Annotated in this window: 26 protein-coding genes and 1 pseudogene; 12 read left to right on the forward strand and 15 right to left on the reverse strand. The window is 71.6% G+C overall.

The genetic code is table 11. The features are described 5' to 3' along the window. Nucleotides 1-58: 58 nt before the first annotated feature. A complete protein-coding gene (locus tag AC06E6_RS15490; RefSeq protein WP_427852856.1) occupies nucleotides 59-1,339 on the reverse strand; it encodes an MFS transporter in 1,281 nt (426 codons plus the stop codon). A 382-nt stretch (nucleotides 1,340-1,721) separates the two neighbouring features. Between AC06E6_RS15490 and AC06E6_RS15495 the strand changes: the two genes are divergently transcribed. After that, the gene (locus tag AC06E6_RS15495; protein WP_161615555.1) at nucleotides 1,722-2,156 is read left to right on the forward strand and encodes a PepSY domain-containing protein; all 435 of its coding nucleotides are present in this window, start codon (nucleotides 1,722-1,724) and stop codon (nucleotides 2,154-2,156) included. Nucleotides 2,157-2,239: 83 nt separating this feature from the next. On the opposite strand, the gene dapA is transcribed toward AC06E6_RS15495, so the two are convergent. The 3 genes from dapA to AC06E6_RS15510 form a co-directional block, all read right to left on the reverse strand. Next, nucleotides 2,240-3,139, reverse strand: coding sequence for a 4-hydroxy-tetrahydrodipicolinate synthase (gene dapA / locus AC06E6_RS15500; protein WP_312344007.1), 900 nt, complete (start codon nucleotides 3,137-3,139; stop codon nucleotides 2,240-2,242). Nucleotides 3,140-3,359: 220 nt separating this feature from the next. Beyond that, nucleotides 3,360-3,716 (reverse strand): GlpM family protein, encoded by a 357-nt coding sequence (locus tag AC06E6_RS15505; RefSeq protein ID WP_478061910.1) that lies wholly within the window; start codon nucleotides 3,714-3,716, stop codon nucleotides 3,360-3,362. Between the two features lie 45 nt (nucleotides 3,717-3,761). Beyond that, complete coding sequence (locus AC06E6_RS15510) at nucleotides 3,762-4,121, reverse strand: DUF1304 domain-containing protein (RefSeq protein WP_313254749.1); 360 nt, start codon at nucleotides 4,119-4,121, stop codon at nucleotides 3,762-3,764. A gap of 121 nt (nucleotides 4,122-4,242) precedes the next feature. On the opposite strand from AC06E6_RS15510, the gene AC06E6_RS15515 reads away from it, so the two are divergent. The 7 genes from AC06E6_RS15515 (at nucleotide 4,243) to AC06E6_RS15545 (ending at nucleotide 12,520) form a co-directional block, all read left to right on the forward strand. After that, nucleotides 4,243-5,121, forward strand: coding sequence for a ParB N-terminal domain-containing protein (locus AC06E6_RS15515; RefSeq protein ID WP_478061911.1), 879 nt, complete (start codon nucleotides 4,243-4,245; stop codon nucleotides 5,119-5,121). Between the two features lie 136 nt (nucleotides 5,122-5,257). Next, on the forward strand, nucleotides 5,258-6,331 hold the full coding sequence (locus AC06E6_RS15520) for a DUF5671 domain-containing protein (protein ID WP_478061912.1): 1,074 nt from the start codon (nucleotides 5,258-5,260) through the stop codon (nucleotides 6,329-6,331). A 2-nt stretch (nucleotides 6,332-6,333) separates the two neighbouring features. Next, entirely contained in the window at nucleotides 6,334-7,617 is a 1,284-nt protein-coding gene (locus AC06E6_RS15525; RefSeq protein WP_240211517.1) for a DUF445 domain-containing protein, read from the forward strand. A 310-nt stretch (nucleotides 7,618-7,927) separates the two neighbouring features. Then, nucleotides 7,928-10,147, forward strand: a complete 2,220-nt coding sequence (locus AC06E6_RS15530; RefSeq protein WP_478061914.1) for a TonB-dependent siderophore receptor — start codon at nucleotides 7,928-7,930, stop codon at nucleotides 10,145-10,147. Between the two features lie 101 nt (nucleotides 10,148-10,248). After that, nucleotides 10,249-10,578, forward strand: coding sequence for a DUF3649 domain-containing protein (locus AC06E6_RS15535; protein WP_240211519.1), 330 nt, complete (start codon nucleotides 10,249-10,251; stop codon nucleotides 10,576-10,578). Continuing rightward, entirely contained in the window at nucleotides 10,575-12,194 is a 1,620-nt protein-coding gene (locus tag AC06E6_RS15540; protein WP_478061917.1) for a PepSY-associated TM helix domain-containing protein, read from the forward strand. The genes AC06E6_RS15535 and AC06E6_RS15540 overlap by 4 nt, the downstream gene beginning before the upstream one ends. Then, nucleotides 12,191-12,520: a DUF3325 domain-containing protein gene (locus AC06E6_RS15545; protein WP_478061919.1), complete on the forward strand. Its 330-nt coding sequence runs from the start codon at nucleotides 12,191-12,193 to the stop codon at nucleotides 12,518-12,520. The genes AC06E6_RS15540 and AC06E6_RS15545 overlap by 4 nt, the downstream gene beginning before the upstream one ends. An 85-nt stretch (nucleotides 12,521-12,605) precedes the next feature. On the opposite strand, the gene AC06E6_RS15550 is transcribed toward AC06E6_RS15545, so the two are convergent. Next, nucleotides 12,606-12,953, reverse strand: a complete 348-nt coding sequence (locus AC06E6_RS15550; protein WP_104938452.1) for a RidA family protein — start codon at nucleotides 12,951-12,953, stop codon at nucleotides 12,606-12,608. 50 nt (nucleotides 12,954-13,003) lie between these two features. Then, entirely contained in the window at nucleotides 13,004-13,636 is a 633-nt protein-coding gene (locus tag AC06E6_RS15555; protein ID WP_478061920.1) for a DUF998 domain-containing protein, read from the reverse strand. A gap of 153 nt (nucleotides 13,637-13,789) precedes the next feature. Here AC06E6_RS15555 and mprF point away from each other — a divergent pair, with 153 nt between their 5' ends. Continuing rightward, a complete protein-coding gene (mprF, locus tag AC06E6_RS15560) occupies nucleotides 13,790-16,348 on the forward strand; it encodes a bifunctional lysylphosphatidylglycerol flippase/synthetase MprF (RefSeq protein ID WP_478061922.1) in 2,559 nt (852 codons plus the stop codon). Here the strand turns inward: mprF and AC06E6_RS15565 are convergent. From AC06E6_RS15565 to thpR, 5 genes and pseudogenes are all read right to left on the reverse strand, one after another. Beyond that, complete coding sequence (locus AC06E6_RS15565) at nucleotides 16,314-17,684, reverse strand: virulence factor family protein (protein ID WP_478061924.1); 1,371 nt, start codon at nucleotides 17,682-17,684, stop codon at nucleotides 16,314-16,316. The two genes, mprF and AC06E6_RS15565, sit on opposite strands and share 35 nt — an antisense overlap. 70 nt (nucleotides 17,685-17,754) lie before the next feature. Next, nucleotides 17,755-17,943 carry an oxidoreductase-like domain-containing protein gene (locus AC06E6_RS15570; protein ID WP_478061925.1) on the reverse strand — a complete coding sequence of 63 codons (189 nt, stop codon included), beginning with the start codon at nucleotides 17,941-17,943 and terminating at the stop codon, nucleotides 17,755-17,757. A gap of 949 nt (nucleotides 17,944-18,892) precedes the next feature. Continuing rightward, a pseudogene (locus AC06E6_RS15575) lies at nucleotides 18,893-19,081 on the reverse strand (HD domain-containing protein); the annotation flags it as partial. Nucleotides 19,082-19,084: 3 nt separating this feature from the next. Beyond that, nucleotides 19,085-19,684 (reverse strand): HD domain-containing protein, encoded by a 600-nt coding sequence (locus AC06E6_RS15580; protein ID WP_240211526.1) that lies wholly within the window; start codon nucleotides 19,682-19,684, stop codon nucleotides 19,085-19,087. A 120-nt stretch (nucleotides 19,685-19,804) separates the two neighbouring features. Beyond that, on the reverse strand, nucleotides 19,805-20,392 hold the full coding sequence (gene thpR / locus AC06E6_RS15585) for an RNA 2',3'-cyclic phosphodiesterase (RefSeq protein WP_104938449.1): 588 nt from the start codon (nucleotides 20,390-20,392) through the stop codon (nucleotides 19,805-19,807). Between the two features lie 287 nt (nucleotides 20,393-20,679). Between thpR and AC06E6_RS15590 the strand changes: the two genes are divergently transcribed. Next, complete coding sequence (locus AC06E6_RS15590; protein ID WP_478061928.1) at nucleotides 20,680-21,801, forward strand: tetratricopeptide repeat protein; 1,122 nt, start codon at nucleotides 20,680-20,682, stop codon at nucleotides 21,799-21,801. A gap of 27 nt (nucleotides 21,802-21,828) precedes the next feature. On the opposite strand, the gene AC06E6_RS15595 is transcribed toward AC06E6_RS15590, so the two are convergent. The 4 genes from AC06E6_RS15595 to AC06E6_RS15610 form a co-directional block, all read right to left on the reverse strand. Continuing rightward, a complete protein-coding gene (locus tag AC06E6_RS15595; protein WP_478061929.1) occupies nucleotides 21,829-22,161 on the reverse strand; it encodes a zinc ribbon domain-containing protein YjdM in 333 nt (110 codons plus the stop codon). Nucleotides 22,162-22,243: 82 nt separating this feature from the next. Beyond that, nucleotides 22,244-23,137 (reverse strand): DUF4097 family beta strand repeat-containing protein, encoded by an 894-nt coding sequence (locus AC06E6_RS15600; protein ID WP_478061931.1) that lies wholly within the window; start codon nucleotides 23,135-23,137, stop codon nucleotides 22,244-22,246. 12 nt (nucleotides 23,138-23,149) lie between these two features. Continuing rightward, the gene (locus tag AC06E6_RS15605) at nucleotides 23,150-23,695 is read right to left on the reverse strand and encodes a hypothetical protein (protein ID WP_478061932.1); all 546 of its coding nucleotides are present in this window, start codon (nucleotides 23,693-23,695) and stop codon (nucleotides 23,150-23,152) included. Continuing rightward, nucleotides 23,692-24,270: an RNA polymerase sigma factor gene (locus AC06E6_RS15610; RefSeq protein ID WP_478061933.1), complete on the reverse strand. Its 579-nt coding sequence runs from the start codon at nucleotides 24,268-24,270 to the stop codon at nucleotides 23,692-23,694. The genes AC06E6_RS15605 and AC06E6_RS15610 overlap by 4 nt, the downstream gene beginning before the upstream one ends. Nucleotides 24,271-24,643: 373 nt before the next feature. Between AC06E6_RS15610 and AC06E6_RS15615 the strand changes: the two genes are divergently transcribed. Together AC06E6_RS15615 and AC06E6_RS15620 are read left to right on the forward strand one after the other, a co-directional pair. Further along, nucleotides 24,644-25,225, forward strand: coding sequence for a mechanosensitive ion channel family protein (locus tag AC06E6_RS15615; protein ID WP_104938446.1), 582 nt, complete (start codon nucleotides 24,644-24,646; stop codon nucleotides 25,223-25,225). Between the two features lie 149 nt (nucleotides 25,226-25,374). Next, entirely contained in the window at nucleotides 25,375-26,625 is a 1,251-nt protein-coding gene (locus AC06E6_RS15620; protein WP_478061935.1) for a sugar transporter, read from the forward strand.

Here is a 26,625-nt window from a genome sequence, read left to right on the forward strand (position 1 = left end):
ATGAACGGCCGATGGCCGCCAGGGATGGCGGCCCCTTGCGCGGCACGCGCGGCACGGATCAGCGCCGCGACGCGGCGCGGCGCTGGATCGCCCACAACGCCAGCGCGGTGGCCAGCGCGCTGGCGCACAGGTAGCCGCCCACCGCACCGACCCCGAACTTCCCGGCCAGCCAGGTCGCCGCGTAGGGCGCCGGCGCGGCGCCGAGGATGCCGGCCAGGTTGAACGACAGCGAGGCGCCGGTATAACGCACCTGCACCGGATACAGGCTGGCCAGCATGGTGCCGCAGGGGCCGTAGGTCAGGCCCATCAGGAACAGCCCCAGCGACAGGAAGCCCAGCACCTGCCACGGGTGCGCGGCCTGGAACAGCGGCTGGAACAGCAGCCCGAACACGAAGATCGCCAGGGTCGCCCACAGCATCGTGCGGATCGTGCCGTGGCGGTCGCCGTGCAGCGCCGCCAGCGGGATGCCCGCGGCGAAAAACAGGATGCCGACCATCTGCAGCAGCAGGAACTGCTCGCGCGTATAGCCCAGCGCCGAGGTGCCGTAGCCCAGGGTGAACACCGTCATCAGGTAGAACAGCACGAAGGTCGCGAACGCCGCCAGGGTCCCGGCCACCAGCGCGAAGCCATGGCCGGCGACCACCTCGCGCATCGGCAGCCGCACCCGCTGCCCGTGCGCGACCGCGCGGCGGAAATCCGGGGTCTCATGGATGTTCAGGCGCACCCACAGGCCGACGATCACCAGCAGCGCACTGGCTAGGAACGGCACGCGCCAGCCCCAGGCCAGGAACGCGGCATCGTCCAGCAGCCGGCCCAGCAGCAGGAAGATGCCGGCCGACATCAGGAAGCCCAGCGGCGCGCCCAGTTGCGGGAACATGCCGTACCAGGCGCGCTTGCCCGGCGGCGCGTTCTCGGTGGCCAGCAGCACCGCCCCGCCCCATTCGCCGCCCAGGCCCAGGCCCTGGCCGAAGCGGCACAGCGCCAGCAGCGCCGGGGCCAGCAGGCCGATATCGGCATGGGTGGGCAACAGGCCGATGGCGACCGTGGACAGGCCCATGGTCAGCAGCGCCGCCACCAGCGTGGCCTTGCGCCCGATGCGGTCGCCGTAGTGGCCGAACAGCGCCGAGCCCACCGGCCGCGCGATGAAGGCCACCGCGAAGGTCGCCAGCGACTGCAGCAGCGCCGCGTTGGCGCTGCTCTCGGGAAAGAACAGCGTGGGAAACACCAGCACCGCGGCGGTGGCATAGATGTAGAAATCGAAGAACTCGATGGTGGTGCCGACCAAGCTGGCGGCGAGCACGCGGCGCGGGGAATTGGCGGGAGTCGCGATCGAGGGCATGGGCGCCAGGGCAGGGAGATGTCCGCGCAGTCTGCCACGCCGCGGGCAGCCACTGCCGGCCGCCGGCGGCGACACGCCCGCGCGTCCACCGCCCCCTGCATCGCCCCGTCCTGGCCTGCCCGGCACGCTGCCCGGCGCTGCGCGAAGCGACCCACCGCGGCCCGCCGGCACGTTGTCCCGGGCCCGGCCACGGCGGCGTGCGTTCACGCCCGCGCGACGTCCCCGCAACGGGAATTGAACGCGGCCTTGGCGCGCCCTCCACCGCGGTTAACCGCGGCGCAGCGGCGAGCCGCGCCACGCTGCCGGTTCACGGTCGCATGCACGGGCGCTCGGCTAGGTTCGGCCGTGCGCATATCGACGCGCCGAAACGACAGGAGCAGCCATGAACGATCGACCGCTACAGACCGCCCTCCTCGCCGCCGCGCTGGCGCTGGCCGGGTCCGGCGCCGCCCACGCGCAGGACGCGCTCACCGCGCCGCAGGTACGCGCGCAGCTGGAGGCGCAGGGCTATACCAAGGTCAAGGACCTGGAGTTCAAGGACGGCATGTGGAAGGCCGATGCCACCAGCGCCAACGGCAAGCACGTGGATGTGCGCCTGGATCCGCGTACCGGCAAGGTGTACCCGGACAAGGCGGTGTCGCCGCTGGGCGAGGCCGATATCCGCGCCCAGCTGGCCACCGCCGGTTACAGCGGGGTGCATGACGTCAAGCTCGACGATGGCCTGTGGCAGGCCAAGGGCACGACCGCCGCGGGCGAGAAGGTGAAGGTGCAGCTGGATCCGGCGACGGGTGAAGTGATCGCACTGGAAAAGGACTGACCGCCGCCATGCCGGGCGCATGATGCAGCGGTGGCCGCCGCGGGCCGGCCCAGGCGTCGGGCCCGCGGCGTGCCTGGATCGCGTCAGGCCAGCACGCCGGCCTCGCGCAGCGCCGCTTCCACCCGCGGCTGGTTGCCCGGCTCCAGTTCGGTCATCGGCAGGCGCAGGGTGCCGCCGCACAGGCCCAGCCGCTGCATCGCCCACTTCACCGGGATCGGGTTGGCCTCGACGAACAGCTGCCGGTGCAGCGGCAGCAGCCGCCGCTGGATCGCCATCGCCGCCGGCACCTGCCCGGCCAGCGCGGCCACGCAGAGCTCGTGCATCAGCCGTGGCGCCACGTTGGCGGTCACGCTCACGTTGCCATGCCCACCGCACAGCATCAGCGCCACCGCGGTGGCATCGTCGCCCGAGTACACCGCGAACCCGTCCGGCACGTCGCGGATCAGCCACTGCGCGCGCTCAAGGTTGCCGGTGGCTTCCTTGATGCCGATCACCCCCGGCACCTGCGCCAGCCGCAGCACGGTGTCGTGCTGCAGGTCGGCGACACTGCGGCCGGGCACGTTGTAGAGCACGATCGGCAGGTCACCGGTGGCCTCGGCGATGGCGCGGAAATGGCGGTACTGCCCTTCCTGCCCCGGCTTGTTGTAGTACGGCACCACCTGCAGCTGGCTGTCGGCGCCGACCTGGCGCGCGTACTGCGCCAGCGCGATGGCTTCGGCGGTGGAATTGCCGCCGCAGCCGGCCATCACCGGCACCCGCCCGGCCGCCTGCTCCACCGCCACGCGGATGATCTCGCAATGCTCTTCCACGGTGACCGTCGGCGACTCGCCGGTGGTGCCGACCACGCCGATGCAGTCGGTGCCCTCGGCCACGTGCCAGTCCACCAGCCGGCGCAGCGCCGGGTAATCCACGCTGCCGTCTTCGTGCATGGGCGTGACGAGCGCGACGATGCTGCCGCGCAGGGGGACGTGGGAGGAGGTCATCGCGGTATCCGGGGGCGTCGGGGAGAAGGAACCGTCGATTCTAATCGTGAAGCCGGGCACGCGGCCCTGTCCGTCCGGTGCCGCGCACGTTGGTTTCAACCCCAACCACATCGCGCGGGCACTCCCGCCCCGGCAGGTGCCGCCGGTGGCCAGCGCGCGCCGTCGCCCGCCGCGGCGACCGGCTCGGCGGACACGGCGACCACGCACGGCAACGGGCGGCTCAGGCGCCGGCCACCGCCGGATGCAGCCGCGCCCACAGCACGATCATCGCCAGCGCCAGGAGCACCCAGGCCGCGGTGGCCACGCCCAGCGTGACCGCCAGCGGCCAGCGCACGCTGCCGAAGTAGACCACCACCAGGTAGCCGGCATAGGGGAACAGCGACCACAGCCCGAACAGGGCGGTCTTCTGCAGGTCGGCACCGGTGCGCTGGCTGCCGACGATGTAGTGCGCGATCAGCGCGAACGTCGGGAACAGCGGCACCAGGCCGGCGATGAAGAAGCTCTTCGACCTGGCCAGCAGCGCGATGGCCAGTACCGCCAGCGCGCCCAGCAGGGATTTCAGGAACAGGGGAATCATGAGCGGCGCGTTGCGTTTCGGGGGAGCGGCTGCGTGCGGCGTGGACTAGCGGGCCGCCAGCACCAGCGCCAGCGCGACGGCGGCCGGCAGCGCCTGCACGAACAGGATGGCGCGGCTGGCGGTGGCGGCGCCATACAGGCCGGCCACCAGCACGCAGGCCAGGAAGAACGTGCGCACGCCGTATCCGGCCGCGCCCAGCGCCAGGGCATAGACCAGGCCGGCGGCCAGGAAGCCGTTGTAGAGCCCCTGGTTCGCCGCCAGCACCCGCGTCTGTTCGGCGAACTCACGGCTCAGGCCAAAGGCCCTGCGCCCCGCCGGCCGCGTCCACAGGAACATCTCCAGCACAAGGATGCCGGCATGGATCAGCGCGACCAGGGCGGTCGCGATATCGGCAATGAGCAGCATGACCGCCTCGTCCAGTCGCGGCAGGCGAGCATGCGCGACTTGCCGCAGGCCGGCAAGCACGGCGGCCGCGGCGTCCCCGGCCTCACTTACAATGCCGCCCCCCTGTTCCACCGGCATGCGCATGGACATCATCGTCAACGAAGAACTCAAGGCCTACATCGATCCGCTGACCGCGGACGAGCATGACGCGCTGGAGCGCAGCCTGCTGGCCGAGGGCTGCCGCGACGCGCTGGTGCTGTGGGGCAACGTGCTGGTCGACGGCCACAACCGCTACGGCATCTGCCGCAAGCACGGCATCCCGTTCCAGACGGTGCAGAACACCCGCTTCCAGTCGATGCAGGACGTGCACCTGTGGATGATCGAGCAGCACCTGGGGCGGCGCAGCGTGTCCGATTTCCAGCGCGGCGTGCTGGCCCTGCGCAAGCGTGCGATCGTCGAGGCCCGGCACCGCGCCGAGCAGGAGCAGCTGCGCCGCGAGAGCGAGGGCGAGGCGCCGCTGGCGGCGGCCACCGACGGCCCGGCCGATGCCGACCTGCCGCCGTGGGAGCCGGCGCCGAAGCTGTCCAGGGCCGAACTCGCCCGCGAAGCCAAGCTCAGCGCCAGCCAGGTGACGCTGATCGAGAAGATCAGCGCGCAGGCCGCGCAGGAGGTGATCGAGGCGGTGAAGGCCGGCGAGATCTCGCTCAGCGCCGCGGCGGTGGTCGCCAGCCTGCCGGAGGAGGAACAGCGCTTGGCCGCGCAGGGCGGCAAGAGCCAGCTGAAGGAAGCCGCGCGGCGGGTGCGCGAGTCGCGCCGCAAGCCGCGGCCGGCGGCGGCGGAGGACGCCGCGCAGCCGCCACAGGACCTGCCCGCGCAGGCCAGTGGCGACGCCGGCGAAGTGGAAGCGCTGCGCCAGCGCGTGGCCTCGCTGACGGCCGAGAACCAGGCGCTGCGCATGGAGCTCGAGGCACTGCGCGCGCGCCTGGCCGGTGCCGCGCCGGCGGACGCCGTGGAGGCCTGACCGGCCGCGTCCCGGCGCACCGCGCACTGCCGCCAGGGCGCAGGCGGCGCGCGCCGGTCCTGCGCGCACGACCCCGCGCGATTGCAAGACGACCGGCGCGGCGGTCACCATGCGCCCGTCCCCACAGGAGTCGGCCATGGCCTCGGCATCCCCGGAACTGGAACAGTTCGTCCGCGACGCCTTGATGCGCGGCCATGAACGCGAACAGGTGCGGCAGGCGCTGCTCGCCGCCGGCTGGAGCGCCGAACAGATACGCGGCGTGCTCGACGGCTGGGCCGAGGTGGACTTCGCGCTGCCGGTGCCGCGCCCGCGCGCTTCGCTGTCGGCGCGCGAAGCGTTCCTCTACCTGGTGCTGTTCAGCACCCTGTATTTCTTCGCCTGGAACCTGGGCAGCCTGCTGTTCGCCCTGCTCGAACACGCCCTGCCCGACCCGGCTGACGCGCAGTGGCAGGTGGCGCGGCTTACCGGTTCGATCCGCTGGTCGATCTCGGCGCTGGTCATCGCCTTCCCGGTGTTCGCCCTGCTCGCCCGCCACCTTGCCCACGACGTGGCGCGCAACCCGATCAAGCGGCTGTCGCCGGTCCGCCGCTGGCTGACCTACCTGACCCTGTTCGTCGCCGCCAGCGTGCTCATCGGCGACCTGACCACGCTGGTGTTCAACCTGCTCGGCGGCGAACTGAGCCTGCGTTTCGTGCTCAAGGTCGCGGTGGTGGCGGCCATCGCCGGCACCGTATTCGGCCACTACCTGCGCGACCTGCGCCGCGAAGAGGTCGTCGACGGCGGCCACGCCGGCTCCGGCCGCGGCGTGCTGTGGGCGACCGGCGTCGCCACGGCGCTGGCGGTCGCCGCCGGCATGGGGATCATGGATTCGCCGATGCAGCAGCGGCAGCTGCGGCTGGACGAAGCCCGCATCGGCGACCTGCAGACCTTGGAGTCGGCCATCAGCACATGGCGCAGCCAACACGACGCGCTGCCGCCGGACATGGACGCGCTGGCCGCGCAGCCGGGCGTCAACCTGCCGCGGCGCGATCCGGCCGGCGGCGCGGATTACCGCTACCGCCGCATCGACGACAGCCACTACGAGCTGTGCGCGGACTTCGCCACCGACAGCGGCCAGCGCCGCGCGCGCTGGCGCCTGCCGCAGGCCGGGCAATGGGCGCACCCGGCCGGCGCGCACTGCTTCCGCCGCAGCGCGGGCGACAAGGATTGAGCGTGGCGCCGGCCGATCCGCGCCGCGCCCAGTTGCGCCGGCTCAAGCTGTACGCGCTGGCGATGCTGCTGGCGATGCTGGCCGGCTTCGTGCTCAGCCACCTCAACGGCGAACACGGCGCCTGGGCGTGGGTGGGCGCGTTCTGCGAGGCGGCCATGGTCGGCGCATTGGCCGACTGGTTCGCGGTGGTGGCGCTGTTCCGGCGCCCGCTGAACCTGCCCATCCCGCATACCGCCATCATTCCGCGCAGCAAGGCGCGCATCGCCGACAGCCTGGCGCTGTTCGTGCGCGACCACTTCCTCGAGCCCGAGGCCCTGCTGGCCAAGCTCAGGGTGTTCGACCCGGCCACCCGCCTGGGCCAATGGCTGGCGCAGCCGCCGCAGGCGCGGATGCTGGCCGGCATGGCCCGCGGCTGGGCGCTGCAGGCACTGGACCTGCTGGACGAATCGGCCGTGCGCCGGGCCATCCAGGGCTTCGTGGTCGAACAGCTGCGGCAGTGGAACGCCGCGGCCACCGCCGGCGACCTGCTCGGCCTGCTGACCGCCGACGACCGCCACCAGCGGGTGCTGGACGAGGGCCTGACCCGCATTGCCGGTTGGCTCGACAGCGAGACCGTGCGCCAGCGTGCCTCGGCACTGATCGTGCGCTACATCCGCAAGGAATGGCCGAAGCTGGCCAGCACCGTGGACTGGGTCAAGCCGATCGACGAGATCGGCGATTCGCTCGCCGGGCGCATGGCCCGCGCCGGGCTGGACGAATTGCAGGCGATCCTGTCCGAACCCGGGCATCCGCTGCGCCAGGACTACGCACGCTGGCTGGGCGGCTACCTGCAGCGGCTGCGCGAGGACCCCGCGCTGGCCGCGCGGGTGGACGCGCTCAAGCAGCAGCTGATCGACCACCCGGCCGTGCAGGATTACGTGCAGGGCCTGTGGCAGCGCATCCACCAGCAGCTGCGCGATGACCTGTCGCGCGAGGATTCGGTGCTGGCCGCGCACCTGGAACGCAACCTCGGCAAGCTCGGCGCCAGCATCGGCCGCGACCCGGCGCTGCGCGACGCGCTCAACCAGCACATGCTGGCCGGCGCCGAGCGGCTCACCACGCGGCTGCGCAGCGGCGTGACCACGCACATCGCGCAGACGCTCAAGGCCTGGGACGAGCGCAAGCTGGTCGAGCAACTGGAACTGAGCGTGGGCCGCGACCTGCAGTACATCCGCTTCAACGGCACCCTGGTCGGCGGCCTGATCGGCCTGCTGCTGCATGCGCTGACCGTCTGGCTGCGCTTCTGATCGCGGCCCGAGCCGCTGCGCCCGTGCCCGGCCGCAGCGTGCAACTGCTTGCCCGATCAATTGAGAATGGTTATCGTTAATACGTAGGCAGTACGCCCAGCCCTGCGCGGCGCGATGCATCGCATCCCCCCGCCGCCCGCCCCGTGTACCCCCCAACCAAACCGATGCGGCGCGACGCTTCCTGCGTCGTGCCGTGCATGTGGGCCGGCTACGGGAGAGGCGACGTGCAGCGCACGGTCACGCGGGGCGTGGCGCGCTGCCATGGGCGATTCCGCGGGTCGGCCTTCCCACCGCCCACCAGGAATCCACGATGCAGTCCACACGCTTGCTCCCGCCGCCACGGCCCACGCTGCTGGCCCTTGCCCTGAGCGCCGCCCTGTCCGCGCCCGCCGCACTGGCCCAGACCGCGCCGGGCGACGCCACCACGCTCGATGCGGTCAAGGTCGTGGCCGAAGCAGACGACGCATACACGGTGCGGCACGCGCGCACCGCGACCCGGCTCGACCTGTCGCTGCGCCACACCCCGCAGTCGGTCACCGTGCTGACCCGCCAGCAGCTGGACGACATGGGCCTGCACGCGATGTCCGACGTGATGGGCCAGGTGACCGGCGTGCACGTCTCGGTGACCGACAGCGAGCGCATCAACTACGTCTCGCGCGGCTACAACATCAGCAACTTCCAAGTCGACGGCATGCTCAACACCTTCAGCGGCTACATCAAGACCAACAACGACAGCGCCCTCTACGAGCGCATCGAGGTGGTCCGCGGCGCCACCGGCCTGACCACCGGCGCCGGTGATCCGTCGGGCACCATCAACTACGTGCGCAAACGCCCCACCGACCAGTTCGCGATGAGCGCCAGCGTGACGGCCGGGCGCTGGGGCAACCAGCGCCTGGAGGCCGACATCGGTGGCCCGCTCGCGCTGGACGGCCGCGTCCGCGCACGCATGGTCGCGGCCAGGCAGCAGAGCGATTCGTTCCGCGACGTGTACCGGCTGGACAAGTCTGTGTTCTACGGCATCGTCCAGGCCGACCTCACCAGCAGCACCCTGCTCGAGGCCGGCTACGAATACCAGTCGCCGGAGACCTCCGGCGTGACCTGGGGCGTGGTGCCGTACTGGGGCGTGGACGGCCAGCCGGCCAACCTGCCGCGTTCGACCAACCTGTCGGCGCGCTGGAGCCAGTGGCCGATCGTGGAGAAGACCGCGTTCGCGCGGCTGGAGCAGAGCCTGGGCCACGACTGGTCGGCCAGGGCCAGCTATACCCGCTCCAGGCGCGATACGCAGGGCGAAGTCTGGTACGGCGCCGCCGGCTATCCACGCCCGGACGGCAGCGGCGTGCGGGCCTACGTGGGCGTGTTCGGCGAGCGCGGCGACATGCAGGTGCTGGACCTCAACGCCGGCGGCCCGTTCCGCCTGTTCGGGCGCGAACACGAACTGGTGGTCGGCGTCGGCCAGTCGCTGCGCAAGGGCGAAGTGCCGGCGACCGACTACGCCTATCCCGATGGCTACGACCAGGTCGCCGACTGGCGCCACTGGGACGGCAACGTCGCGCCGCTGCGCGTCAGCCGCCCCGGCTGGCTGGCCGCGCAGGACGAACTGAAGCAACGCGCCGCCTACCTGGCCACGCGCCTGCAGCTGGCCGACCCGCTGCTGGCGGTGCTGGGCGCGCGCTACGGCAGCTGGGAGACGCGCAGCTGGAACTACACCCGCGACAGCGCCGGCAAGCTGCTCGGCACCCGCCGCGGCGGCTACCGGCCCGACGATTCGCTGACCCCGTACGCGGGCCTGGTGTATGACCTCGGCGCGCACTTCAGCGCCTATGCCAGCTACACCGACATCTTCCAGCCGCAGAACTACCGCGACAAGGACAACCGTTATCTGAAGCCGGTGGTGGGCGACATGTGGGAGGCCGGCCTCAAGGGCGAATTCTTCGATGGCCTGCTGAACGCCTCCGCCGCGCTGTTCAGGGGCGCGAAGGACAACGTCGCCGAGCTGGACGATTCGGTGCCTGAAGGCTCGCTGCCCGACGGCGCCAGCGCCTACCGTTCCACCGGCAAGGGCAACCGGGTCAAGGGCTGGGAAGTCGAAGCCCAGGGCCGCCTGGGCGAGCGCTGGAACCTGTCGGCCGGCTATGCCCACACCACCGTGCGCAACCCGCAGGGCGTGCGCCAGAACACCACCACGCCGGTGGACACCTTCCGCCTCAATGCCAGCTGGCGTCCCGACGGCGCCTGGAGCCGGCTGTCGCTGGGCGGCGGCGCGACCTGGCAGAGCGCGATCTGGCGCATGAGCAACCGCCCGGCCGCCGACTACGCGACCAGCGGCAGGACCTACAGGTCGCCGATCACCCAGGACGCGTTCTTCCTGCTCAACGCCTTCGCCAGCTACCGCTTCAACGACAACCTCTCCGCGCAACTGAACATCAGCAACCTGCTGGACAGGAAGTACTACAACAACGTCGGCTTCTACGACGGCGTGTACTGGGGCGAGCCGCGCAACGTGCGCCTGACCCTGCGCTGGAAGCTGTAAGCCCTCCAGGGAACCGCTGCCGGATGCAGCGCCGGCCATGGATGGCCACCTTCCGCCGCGCGCAGCGCGCGGCGCCCGTCCGATCCGATACCGCAGACTCCGTGGACAACACGATACCCCTCCCCCACCCGTGGCACCGCCGGCTCGGTGCCTTCCTCGCCCGCCCCTGGCCGGGCGTGTTGTCGCGCACGCTGGCGGCGATCCTCGGCGGCTACGCCCTGGCCGCCGCGTCGGCCGCATTCCTCGCCGTGGCGCTGCCGATGGCGCGCAGCCAGGCGGTGCTGACCGGCATGCTGCTGGCCATCGTGGTGTACGCCTGCGCCGCGTTGTGGGCCTTCGCCAGCGGCAGCGCGCTGCGCGCCTGGGCCGGCATCGCCACCCCCGCCCTGCTGTTCTGGCTGGGCGTGCAGTGGCTGGGAGCGCCGGCATGAAGCAGGGGTTCCGCCAGTCGATGGCCTGGCTGCACACCTGGACCGGGTTACTGGTGGGCTGGGTGCTGCTGCTGATCTTCATGGCCGGCACCGCCAGCTACTACCGCGAGGAGATCAGCCGCTGGATGCGCCCGGAGCTGCCGCGCAACGCGGTCGACGCCGACCAGGCCGCGGCCAATGCGCTCGCCTTCCTGCGCGAACGGGCGCCGCACGCCGAAAGCTGGAACGTAAGCCTGCCCGACCCGCGCAACCCGGCCATGCGCACGTTCTGGCGCAACCCCGAGTCGATGGCCCCGCCGCCGGCCGACGGCGGGGAACGACGCAGCCGCCGCGGCGGGCGCTTCGGCGACGCCACCCTGGACCCCAACACCGGGCGCGAGGTGAGCGCGCGCGACACCCGCGGCGGCGACTTCTTCTACCGCCTGCACTTCGACCTGCACTACCTGCCGGTGCTATGGGCGCGCTGGATCGTCGGCTTCTGCGCGATGTTCATGCTGGTGGCCATCGTCACCGGCGTCATCACCCACAAGAAGATCTTCCGGGACTTCTTCACCTTCCGCCCGGGAAAAGGCCGGCGCTCGTGGCTGGATTTCCACAACGTCAGCGCGGTGATGGCCCTGCCCTACCACGCGATGATCACCTATACCGGCATCGTGACGCTGATGTTCCTGTACCTGCCGTGGGGCGTGAAGGCGGCTTACCCGGACGACGAGGACGCGTTCTTCAACGACGCCTTCGCGCGCCTGGCCGAGGTCCAGGGGCCGGCCGCGGGCCGCGCGGCGCCGCTGCCGATCCAGCAGCTGCTGGACAGCGCGCGGCGGCACTGGAATGGGGCGCAGATCGCCGGCTTCGTGGTGCACCGCCCCGGCGCCGCCAACGCGGTGGTCGACATCCAGCAGCGCGACGGCCGCCGGTTGAGCATCGACACGCCGTCGCTGCGCTACGACGCGGTCAGTGGCGCGCTGCTCGGCGCCAGCCCGGATGCCGGTGGCGCCACCCGCACCCGCGGGGTGCTGTACGGCCTGCACCTGGCCCGCTTCGCCGAGCCCGGCCTGCGCGCGCTGTTCTTCCTGTCCGGGCTGGCCGGTTGCCTGATGGTGGCCAGCGGCGTGGTGCTGTGGGCGGTCAAGGAGCGGCCGAAGCATGCCAGGGCCGGCAAGACCGGCGTCGGCCTGCGCCTGGTCGATGCGCTCAACATCGGCACCGTGGCCGGCCTGCCCATCGCCTTCGCCGCCTACTTCTGGGGCAACCGCCTGCTGCCGCTGCAGCTGGCCGGGCGCCCGGCGGCCGAGGCCGACGTGTTCTTCTGCGCCTGGGGCGCGGCGCTGCTGGCTGCCCTGGCGTGGCCGCGGCGGGCGATGTGGGCCGCGCAGCTGTACCTGGGCGCGGCGGCGTTCGCGCTGCTGCCGCTGCTCAACGCGCTGACCACCCGGACCCACCTGGTCGCGGCCATCGCCGACGGCGACTGGGCGCTGGCCGGCTTCGACCTGGCCATGATCGGCTTCGGCGCGATGCTGGCGTGCTGCGCCTGGCGCGTGCAGCACTGGCAACCACCGCCCAGCGCGGCGCAAAGGAAACGCCGGCAGCACGGCGCCGGCGAGGAGGCCCGCGCATGATGGCGCTCTCCCTCGGGCTGTCTTTCGCGGCGTTCGCCACGCTGTCGCTGGCCATGGAAAAACACCAGCAGGACCTGTACGGCAAGGCTGCCGCCAGCCCGGCGCGCAGGCGGCTGTGGCGCGGGCTGGGCTGGGCGGTGCTGGCGCTGGGTACCGGCCTGTGCGTACGCGCGCACGGCTGGGCGCTGGGGCCGGTGATCTGGCTCGGCGCGCTGACCGCCGCCGGACTGGTGCTGGCGCTCGCGCTGCATCCATACCGGCCGCGCTGGGTGGTGCCGCTGGCATGGACGCTGCCGCTCGCCGGACTGCTGGTCGCGCTTTGCTGACGGCGGCGGCGCATGCGCCGCGACGCCGGGTGACGGGCGCGGCCCCGTTCCCGGATCGACCCTCCGGGAACGGCACCCGCCGCGCTTACGGCACCGCCGCGGTGACGACGATCTCGATCTTCCACGCCGGGTTGGCGAGCTTGGCCTGCACGGTGGCGCGCGCCGGCGTGGCGCCTTCCGGCACCCACTTGTCCCAGGCCTGGTTCATGCCGGCGAAATCGGCCATGTCGGCCAGGAAGATTTCCGCGCGCAGGATGTGGTGCTTGTCGGTCGGCGCCAGCCGCAGCAGGTCGTCGATGGCTTTCAGCACCTGTTCGGTCTGGCCGACGATGTCGGCGCTGGTGTCTTCGGGCACCTGCCCGGCGAGGTAGGCCACGCCGTGGTGGATGGTCATTTCCGACATGCGCGGACCGGTATCGAAACGTTCGATCATGGGCTTTCCCGTGGGTGGATGTGGGCCCATTGTGCCCGCAACCGACGGTTTCAGCGGAGACGGGGCAGCCGCCACAACTGCACGGCGGCCAGCGCCAGCCAGCCGAGCACCAGCGCGATCACCGCCTTCTGCCCCAGCCCGCGCGGCGTGTCGCGCCAGAGCACGTGCAGCCACAGCCCGGCGAAGGCCAGCCACGCCCATCCCCACGCCAGCGGATAGGCACCGCGCCAGCGGCGGTCGCGACCGAAGCACCAGGCCTGCAGCAGCATCGCCGTGGTGACGCACAGGAATGCGGTCTGCGCGGCCAGCGCATGCACCAGCGGCGCCAGCGCCGGCGCGTGCTGCGGCAGCCAGCTGTCGCCCACGGCCACCGTGGCCAGGCCGGTGCCGGCCACGCAGAACAGGGCCAGCGGCAGGCCGCGCCGCGCCGGTCCGCGCAAGCGCAGGTGCAGTGCGATGGCGAGCGCCACGATCGCCGCGGCCAGCACGCAGTAGGCGCTGCGCAGCCACGGCGCGTACGGGCCGTGCAGGTACAGGCTGAGCGTGGCACGCGTCCAGTCCAGGTCGGTACGCGCCACCTGCAGCCAGGTCGCGACAACGGCGAAAAGCAGCAGCGCGGCCAGCACCGGCAGCGCGGCCAGGCGCGCGGGATCGCGATGTGGACGGTAGCGGCCGGCGGCCACGGCCTGTTCCTTGCGCAGGGGCGGGACACCAGCTTAGCCGCGCCGCCAGCCGTCCGCCCGCTGAAGGCCACGCGCCCACTTGCCAGCACCGTCACGCCATGCCGATAGTCTCTGCACTCCCGCGCCTGCATGGCGCCCTGCCCGTTGCCGCGCATGGCCGACCCCGCCGTACCCACCGCTCCCCCGACCGCCGGCTGGCGCCGGTTCGCCGCCGTCGCCGTGACCCTGGCGATCATGGGCATGGCCCTGCACGCGCTGGCCGGCGAGTTCAGCGAGCACGGCTACCGGCAGATCCGCGGCGCCATGCATGCGCTGTCATGGTCGCAGCTGGGGCTGGCGCTGCTGCTGGGCATGGCCAGTTACGCCTGCCTGATCGGGTTCGATGCGATCGGGCTGCGCCGCGCCAACCGGCGCCTGCCGCCGGGCCGGGTAGCGATCACCGCCTTCCTCGCGCATGCCGCCGGGCAGACCCTGGGCTTCGCCGCGCTCACCGGCGGCGCGATCCGGGTGCGCAGCTATGGCAGCGCCGGGTTGGGACTGGCCGAGATCGGCCAGGTGGTGCTGATGAGCACCCTGGGCTTCGTGTTCGGCGCCTGGGTGCTGCTGGGCCTGGCGTTGTGGCTGGAGCCGGGCGCGGCGGCATTGGCGCTGCCGCTGGACGCGTCGGCGGTGCGCCTGCTGGGCATCGCCCTGCTGCTCGGCTTCGCTGCGATGTGGCTGCTGGTCGGCGCCGACGGCCGCAGCATCGGCTGGCGCCGGCACCGGGTATGGATACCGGACCGGCGCACGGTGCTGGAGGTCACCGCACTGAGCCTGGTGGAACTGGGCCTGGCGTCGGCCGCGTTCTACGTGCTGCTGCCGGCGCAGGATGGCGTGGGCTACATCGGCTTTGTCGGGTTGTACCTGGTGGCGGTGGTCGCCGGGCTGGTCTCCACGGTGCCGGCCGGGCTGGGCGTGTTTGAGTGGAGCCTGCTCAAGCTGCTGCCGCAGCTGGCGCCGGCGGCGATCCTGGCCGCGGCGGTGGCCTACCGCGTCACCTATTACCTGGTGCCGCTGTTCCTCTCCACCCTGCTGGCCGGGCTGGCCGCCGTCCGCCGGCCGCTGCGCAGCGGCGCCAGCACCGCCTGGAACGTGCTGCGCCCCTGGCTGCCGCAGGTGATCGCGCTGGCGGTGTTCGCGGTCGGTGCGCTGCTGGTGATCGACGGCACCCTGCCGGCGCCGCGGCATCGCGCATTGCATGCGCCGCTGCCGATCGTGGAGACCTCGCACCTGCTGGGCAGCCTCGGCGGCGTGCTGCTGTTGCTGATCGGCCAGGGGCTGCAGCGGCGCAGCCATGCGGCGTGGCTGATCGCGTTGGCAGTGAGCGTGCTGTTGCCGATTCCGGCCTGGCTGCGCGGCGGCCATGCGCTGGTGGCGCTGACCCTGCCGCTGGTGGCGGTGGCGCTGTGGGCGGCGCGGCGGGAGTTCTACCGCCAGGGCGCGCTGCTCGACGAGGCCTGGTCGTGGCCGTGGCTGCGCAACGTGGCGCTGGTGCTGGTGGCCACGGTGTGGCTGCTGTTCTTCGTCTACAGCCACGTCGAGTACCAGAACGAGCTGTGGTGGCAGTTCGCCACGTCCGGCAACGCGCCACGCGCGCTGCGCGCGTTGCTGCTGGTCAGCATCGTGGTGATCGTGTTCGGGGTGGCGCGGCTGCTGCACAGCACCCGCGCGCCGTTGCCGCTACCCGACGCCGCGCAGCTCGAGCAGCTGCGGCCGCTGCTGGCGCAGGCGCACGACACCCAGGCCTGCCTGGCGATGACCGGCGACAAGGCGATCCTGCGCAGCGACTACGGCAACGGCTTCGTGATGATGCAGCGCTACGGCGGCTCGCTGGTGTCGATGGGCGACCCGATCGGCCCGCCGGACACCGCGCGCATGCTGATCTGGAAATTCCGCGAGGAAGCCGACCGGCTCGGCCTGCGCCCGGTGTTTTACCAGACCGGGGACCAGCACTGGCAGACCTACCTCGACCTGGGCCTGACCCTGGTCAAGCTCGGCGAGGAAGCGATGGTGTCGCTGGCCGGCTTCAGCCTGGAAGGCAGCGCGCGCGCGGAACTGCGCCAGGCGTGGAACAAGGGCCGCCGCAGCGGCCTGGCGTTCCGGGTGGTACCGGCCGCGGATGTCGCGCCGCTGCTGCCGGCGCTGGAGGCGATCTCCGACGCCTGGCTGGAGGAGAAGGCCGGCGACGAGAAGGGGTTCTCGCTGGGCAGCTTCGACCCCGACTACCTGTGCCGCTTCCCGATGGCCCTGGTCGAGGCCGAGGGCCGGATCGTGGCGTTCGCCAACCTGTGGCAGGCGCCGCTCGCGCGCGAGTTGTCGGTGGACCTGATGCGGCACGCCGCCGACGCCCCCAAGGGCACCATGGACTTCCTGTTCATCGAACTGTTCCTGTGGGGCGCGGCCAACGGCCATACCCGCTTCTCGCTGGGCATGGCACCGCTGACGGGGCTGGCCGAACACCGCCTGGCCGGGCGCTGGAACCGCTTCGCCAACCTGGTCGCGCGCCACGGCGAGCGCTTCTATGGCTTCGGCGGCCTGCGCCGCTTCAAGTCCAAGTTCGCGCCGGAATGGCGCCCGCGCTACCTGGCCGCACCGGGCGGCATGCACCTGCCCGCCGCGCTGCTGGACGTGACCCGGCTCATTTCGCTGGATCCGCGCCGGCAGTCGAACTGAGCCCGCGCAGCCGCTGCAGGATCACCCGCGCCAGCCCGGCGTAATCGCCCTGGAAGTGATGGTCGCCGGGCAGGCGCACGACCTGCGCCGACCCGGCCGGCAGCCGCGGGCACAGCGCATCGTCGTCGTCCTGGCCGTAGACGCAGACGGTGCGTGCCGCCGGCAGCCGGCGCATCTCCGGGGCGATCGGCAGCCCGTCGCCATCGCCCCCCAGCCAGTTGCTGACGTGGAACTCGTAGTCGGCGTGCGTGCCCACCGACAGCAACGCGGTCATCGCCAGCATCGAGGCGGTATCGGCGGACAGCCGGTTGATCGCCGCCGGCAGCACGTCGGCGCCCTGCGAGAAGCCGAGCAGCAGCAGCTTCGGACGCTGCCACTGCCGCGCGTAATGGCGGGCGATGCGGTCCAGGTCGGCGGCGAAGCCGGCCGGCGTGCGCGCACTCCAGAAATAGCGCAGCGAATCCACGCCCACCACCGGGATGCCGGCCTGCGCCAGCGCGCCGGCGACCTCCTTGTCCAGCCCGGCCCAGCCACCGTCGCCGGACACGAACACGGCAAAGGTGTCGCCATTGCCGGCGGCCGGCACTTCGACCAGCGGCAGGCCGTCCAGCTCATGTGGCACCGGCGGCAGGCTCACCCCGCGCTGCGCGCCCAGTACCCGCGCCGCGGCAACCTCGCCGGGCAGCGCGCTGCCGGCGGCAGTGCGCTGGAAGCGCCGCGCCAGCGGCACCGCCCGCGCGAAGGCCTCGACCTCGCCCGCCGGACAGCGCGGGGCATGCCCCGGCGCGGCCTCCAGCCACGGGAAGCCCAGCGCCACCGGCAGCAGCGTGCCACCGTGGATACCGTCGCCGCAGATCATCCGCGTATCGCCCAGGCGCGGGCAGAAATCCTCGGTGAGCAGGCCGGCGAACACGTCCGGGCCGGACTGCGCGGACACCGCGTAGGCCAGCGCGGCCCCGGCGCCATCGCCGCCCAGGATCGGCAGGTGGTAGGTCGGCACCCGCAGATAGGCCTGCACATAGCGCGAGAAGTTCTCCACGTCGCCGGCGGAGAACCCGCAGCTGCCGCCTTCCTTCGCCAGCACCCCGGCCAGGTGGCGGGTATCGACGTCCACCACCAGCGCGCCATCGCGGCGCAGTGCCTGCAGCCGTGCCTGCCGCGGCGCGGCGTCGCCCTCACCGGCAAACCAGACCACCACCCGCTGCACCGGTCCATCGGGCAACAGCACCGGCACCCGTTCGAAACGGCCATGGCTGACCGGCTCCAGCGCCAGTGCCGGCGCCGCCAGCAGACCCGACACCATCACCACCACCAGAGCGAGCGACGCATGTGCCATGAGAGCTTCCTTGACCAGGGAAACGGCAAGCCTACGCCTGCCAATGCGGGAACGGGGTGGAAACGCGGTGTCAGTCCTGCGCGTCCGGATGGCGCAGCTTCCACGCCGCCAGCGCCTGCCGGTAGTGCGCCAGCTCGTCGGCATACAGGTCCAGCACACACAGCGGACAGCCGCTGCCGCAGCATTCGTTGGGCCCCGGCTCCTCCGGCGGCGTGGGCCGCGGGTCCGGGTCGGGCGTGGGGATGGGAATCGGGTTCATCGCTTCGGCCGGTGTGGCCGTCGTCAAAACAGGATGGAGCAATTCTAGGCCATGGGGTCCGGCGAGGCGTGGGCTATGGCTATGGCTATGGCCGTGGCCGTGGTCGTGGCTGTGGCTGTGGTCGTGGCTGTGGCTGTGGCTGTGGCTGCTGTTGCTGTTGCTGTTGCTGTTGCTGTTGCTCGTGATCTTGCACTGCTTTTGACTTCCGGGTCCCCTTCCGCAGCGACGTAGCCGGCGGGAATAACCCGAAGGGCGACGTGCAGGGATGCACGTCGTTTTTCTACGAGACAGGGATGTCTCGTAGAAAAATCCCGCTGGCGGAGTGGACCCGCGGCACGCAGTGCCGTGGGCGCGGAGGCAGGGGGTGCTTTCTCTTGGTTACTTCTCTTTGCACGAGCAAAGAGAAGTAACTCGCTCCTGCGAAGCAGGGGCGAAAGCTCGGCCTTCAAGCTTCCGCTTTCATACTTGCCCCAAGCCCATTGAATTTCTTGGCTATCACCTTGGCCTCCGCTCCTGCCGGTTTGAGAAGGCAAGCAAAGGCTGGAGCAGGATCAAAAGCTTTCGCTCCCCTTCGGGGCGCGAGCCACCTTTCTTTGCTCGTGCAAAGAAAGGTGGCCCAAAGAGGCGCTTTTCAACAGCCGGATGGCTGGTCAACACGCCCCTGCCTCCGCGCCCGCCGCGCTACGCGCGCCGGGTCCACTCCGCCTGTGGGATTTTTCGACGAGACCCAGCTGCGATGCAGCTGGGGCCGGGGCAGTCGCCTCACGGCGCCAGCCCGCTCACCGGGGCGAAGCAGTGCTTCGCCTATTTCCGGTTCGCCCCTGTCGCGTCGAAAAACGATGTGCATCCCTGCACGTCGCCCTTCGGGTTATCCCCACCGGCTCCGTCGCTGCGGAAGGGGACCCTGAAAGTCAAAAGCAATGAGCAACAGCCAAAGCCAACGCAGGCCTCAGCCCGTCACCCGATGCAGATTCACCCGCGCCTGCGCGTCATACCGCGCATGGAAGAAATCGCTGAAGAAAACGCGTGGCTGCGCCAGCACACCTTTCAGAAAACGCCGGCGATTGAGCCGGAACAGGAAACCCGGCACCTTGTCCCGGTACTCCTCGGCGATGCCACGGTCATAGGCATCGAACACGCCTCAGCCCGTCACCCGCCGCAGATTCTCGCGCGCCTGCGCGTCATACCGCGCATGGAAGAAATCGCTGAAGAAAATGCGCGGCTGCGCCAGCACCCCCTTCAGGAAACGCCGGCGATTGAGCCGGAACAGGAAACCCGGCACCTTGCCCCGGTACTCCTCGGCGATGCCACGGTCATAGGCATCGAACACCTCGGGCGGCGCGCCAAGAATGGCCATGTCGCTGTCCAGGAACAGCGCCGCGTCTGCGTCCAGCTCATCGCCACGCACCTGGCCGTGGCGTGCGGTAAGCGCGATCAGCGCCGCCACCCGCTCCGCATCCACGCCGGCATCGGGCAGCCAGCGCGCGATCGCCGCCCGCGCCATCGCCGCCGAGCGCGCCTCGTTGTCGCCGCGCCCGGCCTCGTACACCGCGTCGTGGTACAGCATCGCCAGCGCCACCTCGCGCGGCTGCCGCCAACCCGGGCCGGCGGCGACGTCGCGATGGTGGTGCAGCAACGCCTGCACGTGGCCAAGGTTGTGGTACGCACGCGGCGGCTGCGCGTGCGCGGCTTCGATCTCGGCCAGTTGGCCTGCCGGCAGCGGCATCGGGATCAGGTCCATGCGCCATTCTAGGCACCGGCCGCGGCGGCGGCGACGCCGGTTGCGGGCCTCACGCCAACGCGTGCCCTGCCCACGCCCTGCTGGCCGGTACCGCGCGGCGGCGGCGCCCGGCGACGGCCCTCAGCCCAGCGTCCAGCGCCCTTCCAGCTGATAGCGGGTCTGCCCGAGGAAGCTGCGGATCAGCACGAACTCACGCACCAGCCAGCGCATCGGCTGCACCGGCTGCACCGGCAGGCGCCGCTTGTCGTAGAGCAGGGTCAGGTGCGGCGTGAACCCCGGATCGGGGCGGCTGCCGATGGCCTGCAGGCAGCGCGCCAGCTCCTGGTGCAGGCCCTGCAGCAGGTCGGCACCATGCGCGCTGCGCAGCACGAACGGATGCTGGCGGCCACCGGCAAAGCTGCCGACTTCATCGAAGCACACCTCGAATTCCGGCATCCGCACCCGCGCCGCGGCCTGCTGCACCTTGGCCAGCAGGCTCGGCGGCAGGCCGGCGTAATCGCCCAGGTGATGCAGGGTGACATGCAGGCGCTCGCGCGCCAGCGGCCGTCCGTCCAGGCCGTGTTCGGCACGCAGTCCCTCGGCCAGTTCGGCGATGCGCCAGGCGGTGGCCGGGTCCGGCATCACCGCGAAGAACAGGCGCTCGGTGGGGATGTCGCTGCCGAGACCCAGCGACAGTTGCGCCTCGGCGGAGGGAATGAACTTCGTCATGGTCGAATGGAAACGCCGGCCGGCGGGAGCGCGCCGGGGTACGGCGGCCGGCCTGGTCTGGGGCGCGGATACTAGCAGACCCGGCGCGGTGCCGGGCCGTGCGCCGCCGCTGCCCGCAACGCGCATGGCAAAAATATGACCAGCCGCGCGCAACGCCGACGGCACAAGGGCTGCCGCGAGTTATCCACATCTTTGCCAAACCCCGGTCCACACCTTCTGTGGATGCCGCGCCAGGCGGCGGCGACGGGCTTACACTGGTGCCGCCACCGCAACCCACCGGGGTCGCCATGATCGCCTGGAGTGCTTTCGCCCTGCTCGCCGCCATCAGCGTCACCCCGCCGGACGCGGCGGACGCGCGGCTGGCGCCACCGACGCCCGAACAGATCATGGCCATTCCCCCCGCGCTGGAACAACGGGTGCGCGAGGAGGTCATCGCGCCCAGCCGCTCGCCGGAACAGCGCCTGCAGCGGCTGATGGAACTGGTCTTCCAGCCCCGCGCGCCGGCCGCGGCGGAGGCCCCGGATGCAGCGCTGCGGTACGACACCGCCGCGACCCTGACCGTCGCCGAGGCCTGGCGCCAGCGCCGCGCCAATTGCCTTTCCTTCACCCTGCTGTTCATGGCCCTGGCGCGCGAAGCGGGTATCGAGGCCGACGTCCAGGAGGTCGGACGGGTCGTCACCTGGTACCAGGAGCAGGGCGTGGTCTACAACGCGGGGCACGTCAACGTCGGGCTGCGCGTGAATGGTCGCCGCGGCACCCTGGACCTGGACCAGGACGTGCTGTACGACCGTCGTGGCCCGCGCCCGGTTTCCGACCAGCGCGCACTGGCCCATTTCTACAACAACCGCGGTGCCGAGCTGCTGGCCGAGGGGCAGGTCGCGGCGGCCCGCGAGCATTTCCGGGTGGCGCTGCAGCAGGAGGCGCGCTTCGCGCCGGCATGGAACAACCTGGGCGTGCTGGAAACCCGCGCGGGCGACACCGCCGCCGCGGCGGCCGCGTTCGACCGGGCCCTGGCCATCGACCCCGACCTGCCCTCCACGCTCGCCAACGCCAGCGCGCTGTACCTGCGGATCGGCGACAACGCGCGTGCCGCGCGGCTGGACGCGCGGCTGCGGCGCGAACACGAGCGCGACCCGTTCTACCAGTTCATCCAGGGCGTGGAAGCCGAACGCCGTGCCGATTACGCCGCCGCCATCCACTACTACCGGCATGCGGTGCGGCTGTATGGCAGCGCGCACCAGTTCCACTTCGGGCTGGCGCGCGCCTACTCGCTCAGCGGCGATGACCGCCGCGCGGTGCGCGAACTGGAGCGGGCCCGCGAGCTGGGCAGCTCCGACCACCTGCGTGCGATCTACCAGGCCAAACTGGAGGCGCTGCGCCGGCTCACCGCCCGGCACGCCGGGCATTGACGCGCCCGGCGGCCGCCACGCGCGGGCTCAGGCCTTGCGCAGGAAGCAGGTCTTGAGCACCAGGCCCTTGATCTTGTCCGAGTTGCCTTCGATGTGCTCGGCGTCGTCGTCGACCAGGCGGATGTTGCGGATCACCGTGCCCTGCTTGAGCGGGATCGACGAACCCTTGACCTTCAGGTCCTTGATGACGGTGACGGTGTCGCCGGCGACCAGTACGTTGCCGTTGCTGTCGCGCACCACCAGCGCTGCTTCGCCCGCCTCGCCCGGGGTCCATTCGTGGCCGCAATCGGCGCAGATCCACAGCGCGCCGTCGGGATAGACGTTCTGCGACGAACACTGCGGGCAGGAAGAAACGGGCATGGCGACTCCAGACGATGACGTTGCAAGCCCGCTATTGTAGCCGCCCGCCCCGGGTTCGCCGGGGCGGGCCTGGCGGGGATGCTCAGCGCGCGCCGAGGTCGACCCGCACATTGCCCGAATGCGAGGTGATGGAGATGTCGCCGTCGCCGCCGCCGAGGCGCGCGTCCAGGCTGCTCCCCGGACCGTAGCGCGGGCGCTCGACCTGGCCCACGTCCGAGCGGATGGCGCCGCTGAAGCTGCTGACCTTCAGTTGCGCGGAGGTGCGCGCCGGCAGCGCCAGCGCGATCGGCGCGCTCACCGTCTGCAGGCTGATGCGCCCGCCCGGCTGCAACCCGGCGCTACGCACGCCGAGCCCGCCGGACACGGTTTCGGCGTCGAGCCGCTGCACCGCCGACAGGTCCAGGTCGACCGGCCCGGACACCGAGTTGGCCGCCACCTCGCCGCCGCTGCCACCGCTGGCGTTGATCGCGCCGCTGACCGTGCGCAGCTCCAGCCGCGGGGTACGCAGCTGCGAGCGGATCGCGCCGCTGACGGTATTGAGCGTGGCCTGCCCGGCCTGCCCGCGCACGGTGATGCCGCCGCTGACGGTGTTGGCCTGCAACCTGCGCAGATCGACATCGGCCACGTCCAGCGTGGCGCTGACGGTACCGGCCTGCAGTTCGCTGCCGCGCGGCACCCGCAGTTCCAGCACCGCACCCCGGCTGTTGCGGCTGTTGCGCGGGTAGACCACCTTCAACTGCACGCGGTTGGCGCTGTTCTGGACCTCCAGGCGCTGGCCTTCGCCCAGGGTGCCGGTCAGCTGCACCTCGTTGCGGTCCCAGCCGCGCACGTTCACCGAGCCGGCGATGTTGCTGATCTCCACCCGCCCGCCGCTGGACAGTGGGTGGTGTTCGTTGACCGGCGTCTGCGCCAGCGCCGGTGCCAGGGGGGCCAGCAGCACGACGGCGGCCAGCAGGTGTCGCAGGGAAACATTCACGGGGATTCTCCTTCAGGTGGAAAGACCGGCGCCATCCAGGCCCTGCCGGGTAAGTTCAAGCCGCAGCGCGTAGGTGCGCCGCAGCTGGCCGAGCAGGAAGCCGGCATCGGGGCTCTGCGCGATCGCCGAGCGGATGCTGCCGGCGCTGGCATCGAGTTCGTGCAGCGCCGGCGCGAGTTCGGCCGGCACGCTGTCCTGTGGGATCGCCGCCAGTGCCTGGCGATAGGTCGCGGCCAGCGCGTCGGCCTGCGCCGCCAGCGACGATGCCTGCGTCATCCGTGTCGCCTGGGTGGCCTGGGTGGCCTGCGGCGGCGGCCCGGCCCACCAGCGGCCGGTGCCCAGCAATGCCAGCGCCGCCACCGCGGCGGCCGCGGCGACGGAGGTCCAGCGCCGACGACGCGGGCGCGGGGTCACGGCGGCGGGCCGCTCGCGTGGCGCCTCGTGCAGCCGTGCGGCGATGTGCTGCCAGGCCGCGGCCGGCGGCACGCGCTCGCTGGGAAGCCGGCGCAGGCGCGCGGCCAGGTCATCGTGGTCGTGGTCGGAATCGTGTTCGTTCATGATGTTTCTCCCAGGCGCGCGCGCAACAACCCGCGCGCACGATGCAGCTGCGCCTTGGAACTGCCGACGGCCATCTGCAGTTCCTCGGCGATTTCGTGGTGCTTCCAGCCCTCGATGTCGTGCAGCACCAGCACCGCACGGGCGCGGGGTGGCAGCGTTTCCAGCGCGCGTTCCAGGTCCAGCCCGGTGGCCTGGCAACGACTGGACGCCGGCATCCGCGCCAGCAGATCCATGCCCTCCTCGCCGATCTCCAGCGCCTCGAACGCGGCGCTGGCGCGCAGTTCCATCAGCGCCGTGTTCACCGCCATGCGGTGCAGCCAGGTGCCCAGCGCGCTCTCGAAACGGAACTGCGGCAACGTGCGCCAGGCCTGGATGAAGGTCTCCTGCAGCGCGTCATCGGCACGCGCCGCGTTGCCGCCGCACAGCCGCCACAGCAGCGCATACAGGCGCGGGGCGTGGCGGCGGTAGATGCGCTCGTAGGCGTGGCGGTCGCCACCGGCGGCGGCACGCGCCAGCGCGGCATCGTCGGCGGCCTGCGGGAAAGGAGCGGTGGCGGTCACGGTGGCGTCGAGCATATCCGTTGGATGCGGCGGCCAGCGGAAAGGTTTAAAGCCGCCTGCGATCTTTTTGCCGGGGCGGCGCAGCGGCCGAGCCGATACGGGCTGACAAGGCCGCGCCGGCTGGCCGACAATCCCGCCTCGCCCCCCGCCTGCCAACCATGTCCCTGTCCACCGCTGCCCGCACCGACACCGGCGCCGCGCCCCGTCGGCAAGCCCACCGCGGCCGCTGGCGCCCGGCGTGCGCGATATGCACGGCGGCCCCGCGCGAGCCCGTGCCCGTGCCCGGGCCGTGGCGCGGCAGTACCGGCGGCATGGCCACGCACCGCTTACCCGAACGTTGCAACGCAGCTGCCCGCGAGCGGGCGCGGCGCCGCAAGGAGACAACCCGATGAAGAACTACCTGCCCGAATGGATGCACGGATGGATCAGCCTGCTCGACACCGCGCTGGTGGTTATCCTGATCCTGCTGGTGGCGTGGCTGCTGCGCCTGCTCACCCGGCGCCTGCTGGCGCGCCTGGGCATGCACTACACGCTGCCGCCGCAGGTGGAAACCGCCGCCCGGCGGCTGTCCAACTTCGTGATCGGCAGCGCCGCGCTGGTGGCCATCCTCGACCAGCTCGGGGTATCGCCGACCATTTTGTGGACCGCGTTCACCGGTTTCGCCGCGGTCGGCGCGGTGGCGTTCTTCGCCGCCTGGAGCGTGCTGTCCAACATCTTCTGCGCGCTGCTGATCTTCACCACCCGGCCGTTCCGCCTCGGCGACCGCATCGAACTGCTGGAGAACGGCGAGAAGCCCGGGCTGAAGGGCCAGGTGATCGACATCAACCTGATCTACACCACGCTGCAGGAGATCGGCGGCCCGGCCGAGGGCACGCTGATGCAGATACCCAACAGCCTGTTCTTCCAGCGCGGACTGCGCCGCTGGACGGCCGCCGCCACGCAGGCGCAGGCGATCCAGGGCGACGGCTGAGTCTCGGCCGCAGGCAGCGGCCTCCCCGGCTGCCTGCGCCCATCACGTACCACAGCGTTCCGTCCGCGTACGGCCGCTGCGTGCGAAAATTCCGCCCGCAGCACCGCAGCACCGCAGCAGAGCCGCCCCCCACCGGCTCCCTTTCCGCAATGTCCCGCTCTCCCCTCTCCCCGTGCTCCGCTCCCGCGGCGGACACCGCCTCGCCCGTTGCCGTCGTCCGCAGCGACCGCCAGCGCTGGCTGGGCGTGGTCGCGCTGGCGATGGCTGCCTTCGTGTTCAACACCAGCGAATTCGTTCCGGTCGGGCTGTTGAGCGACATCGGCGGCAGTTTCGGCATGCCCATCGAGCATGTCGGGCTGATGCTCACCGCCTACGCCTGGGTGGTCGCGCTGGCGTCGCTGCCCGGCATGCTGCTCACCCGCGATGTCGACCGCCGTCGCCTGCTGCTGGGCGTGTTCGCGCTGTTCGTGGCCAGTCACCTGCTGTCGGCACTGGCCTGGAGTTTCGGCGTGTTGATGCTCAGCCGCATCGGCATTGCCCTGGCACACGCGGTGTTCTGGGCGATCACCGCCTCGCTGGCGGTGCGCATCGCGCCGGCGGACAAGCGCCCGCAGGCGCTGGGGCTGCTGGCCACGGGCACCTCGGTGGCGATGGTGCTGGGCATCCCGCTGGGCCGGGTCATCGGCGAACTGCTGGGCTGGCGCATCACCTTCCTGGCCATCGGCGGTGTCGCCCTGCTGGCGATGGCGGTGCTGGCGCGGCTGCTGCCGCCGCTGCCCAGCCAGAACAGCGGGTCGGTCCGCAGCCTGCCGCTGCTGCTGCGCCGGCCGGCGCTGCTGGCGCTGTACCTGCTGGTGACGGTGGTGGTGGCGGCGCAGTTCACCGGCTACAGCTACATCGAACCGTTCGTGCAGCAGGTCGGCGGCTTCGACACGCACGTGACCACCTGGGTGCTGCTGCTGTTCGGCGGCATGGGCCTGTTCGGCAGCGTGCTGTTCGCGCGCCTGGGCACCCGCTGGCCGCGTGGCTTCCTGCTCGCCGCCGTCGGCACCCTGGCGCTGTGCCTGCTGGGCCTGCGCCCGGCCACCGGCGGCGCGTGGATGCTCTACGCACTGGCCTCGGTGTGGGGCGTGGCGATGATCTGTTTCGCGTTGTCGATGCAGTCCAAGGTGCTGCGGCTGGCGGCCGACGCCACCGACGTGGCGATGGCGCTGTTCTCGGGCATCTTCAACATCGGCATCGGCGCCGGCGCGCTGATCGGCAGCCAGGTCGGGCTGCGCCTGGGCATGCAGCACATCGGCCTGGTCGGCGGGCTGGTCGCCGTCGCCGGCGGCGTGTGGTGGCTGTTCGCGATGCAGCGCTGGGCCACCGGCTTCAGCGCCGGCGGCAGTGACCACTGA

This window comes from Stenotrophomonas sp. Steno-Z10-HUANG (assembly GCF_056393075.1).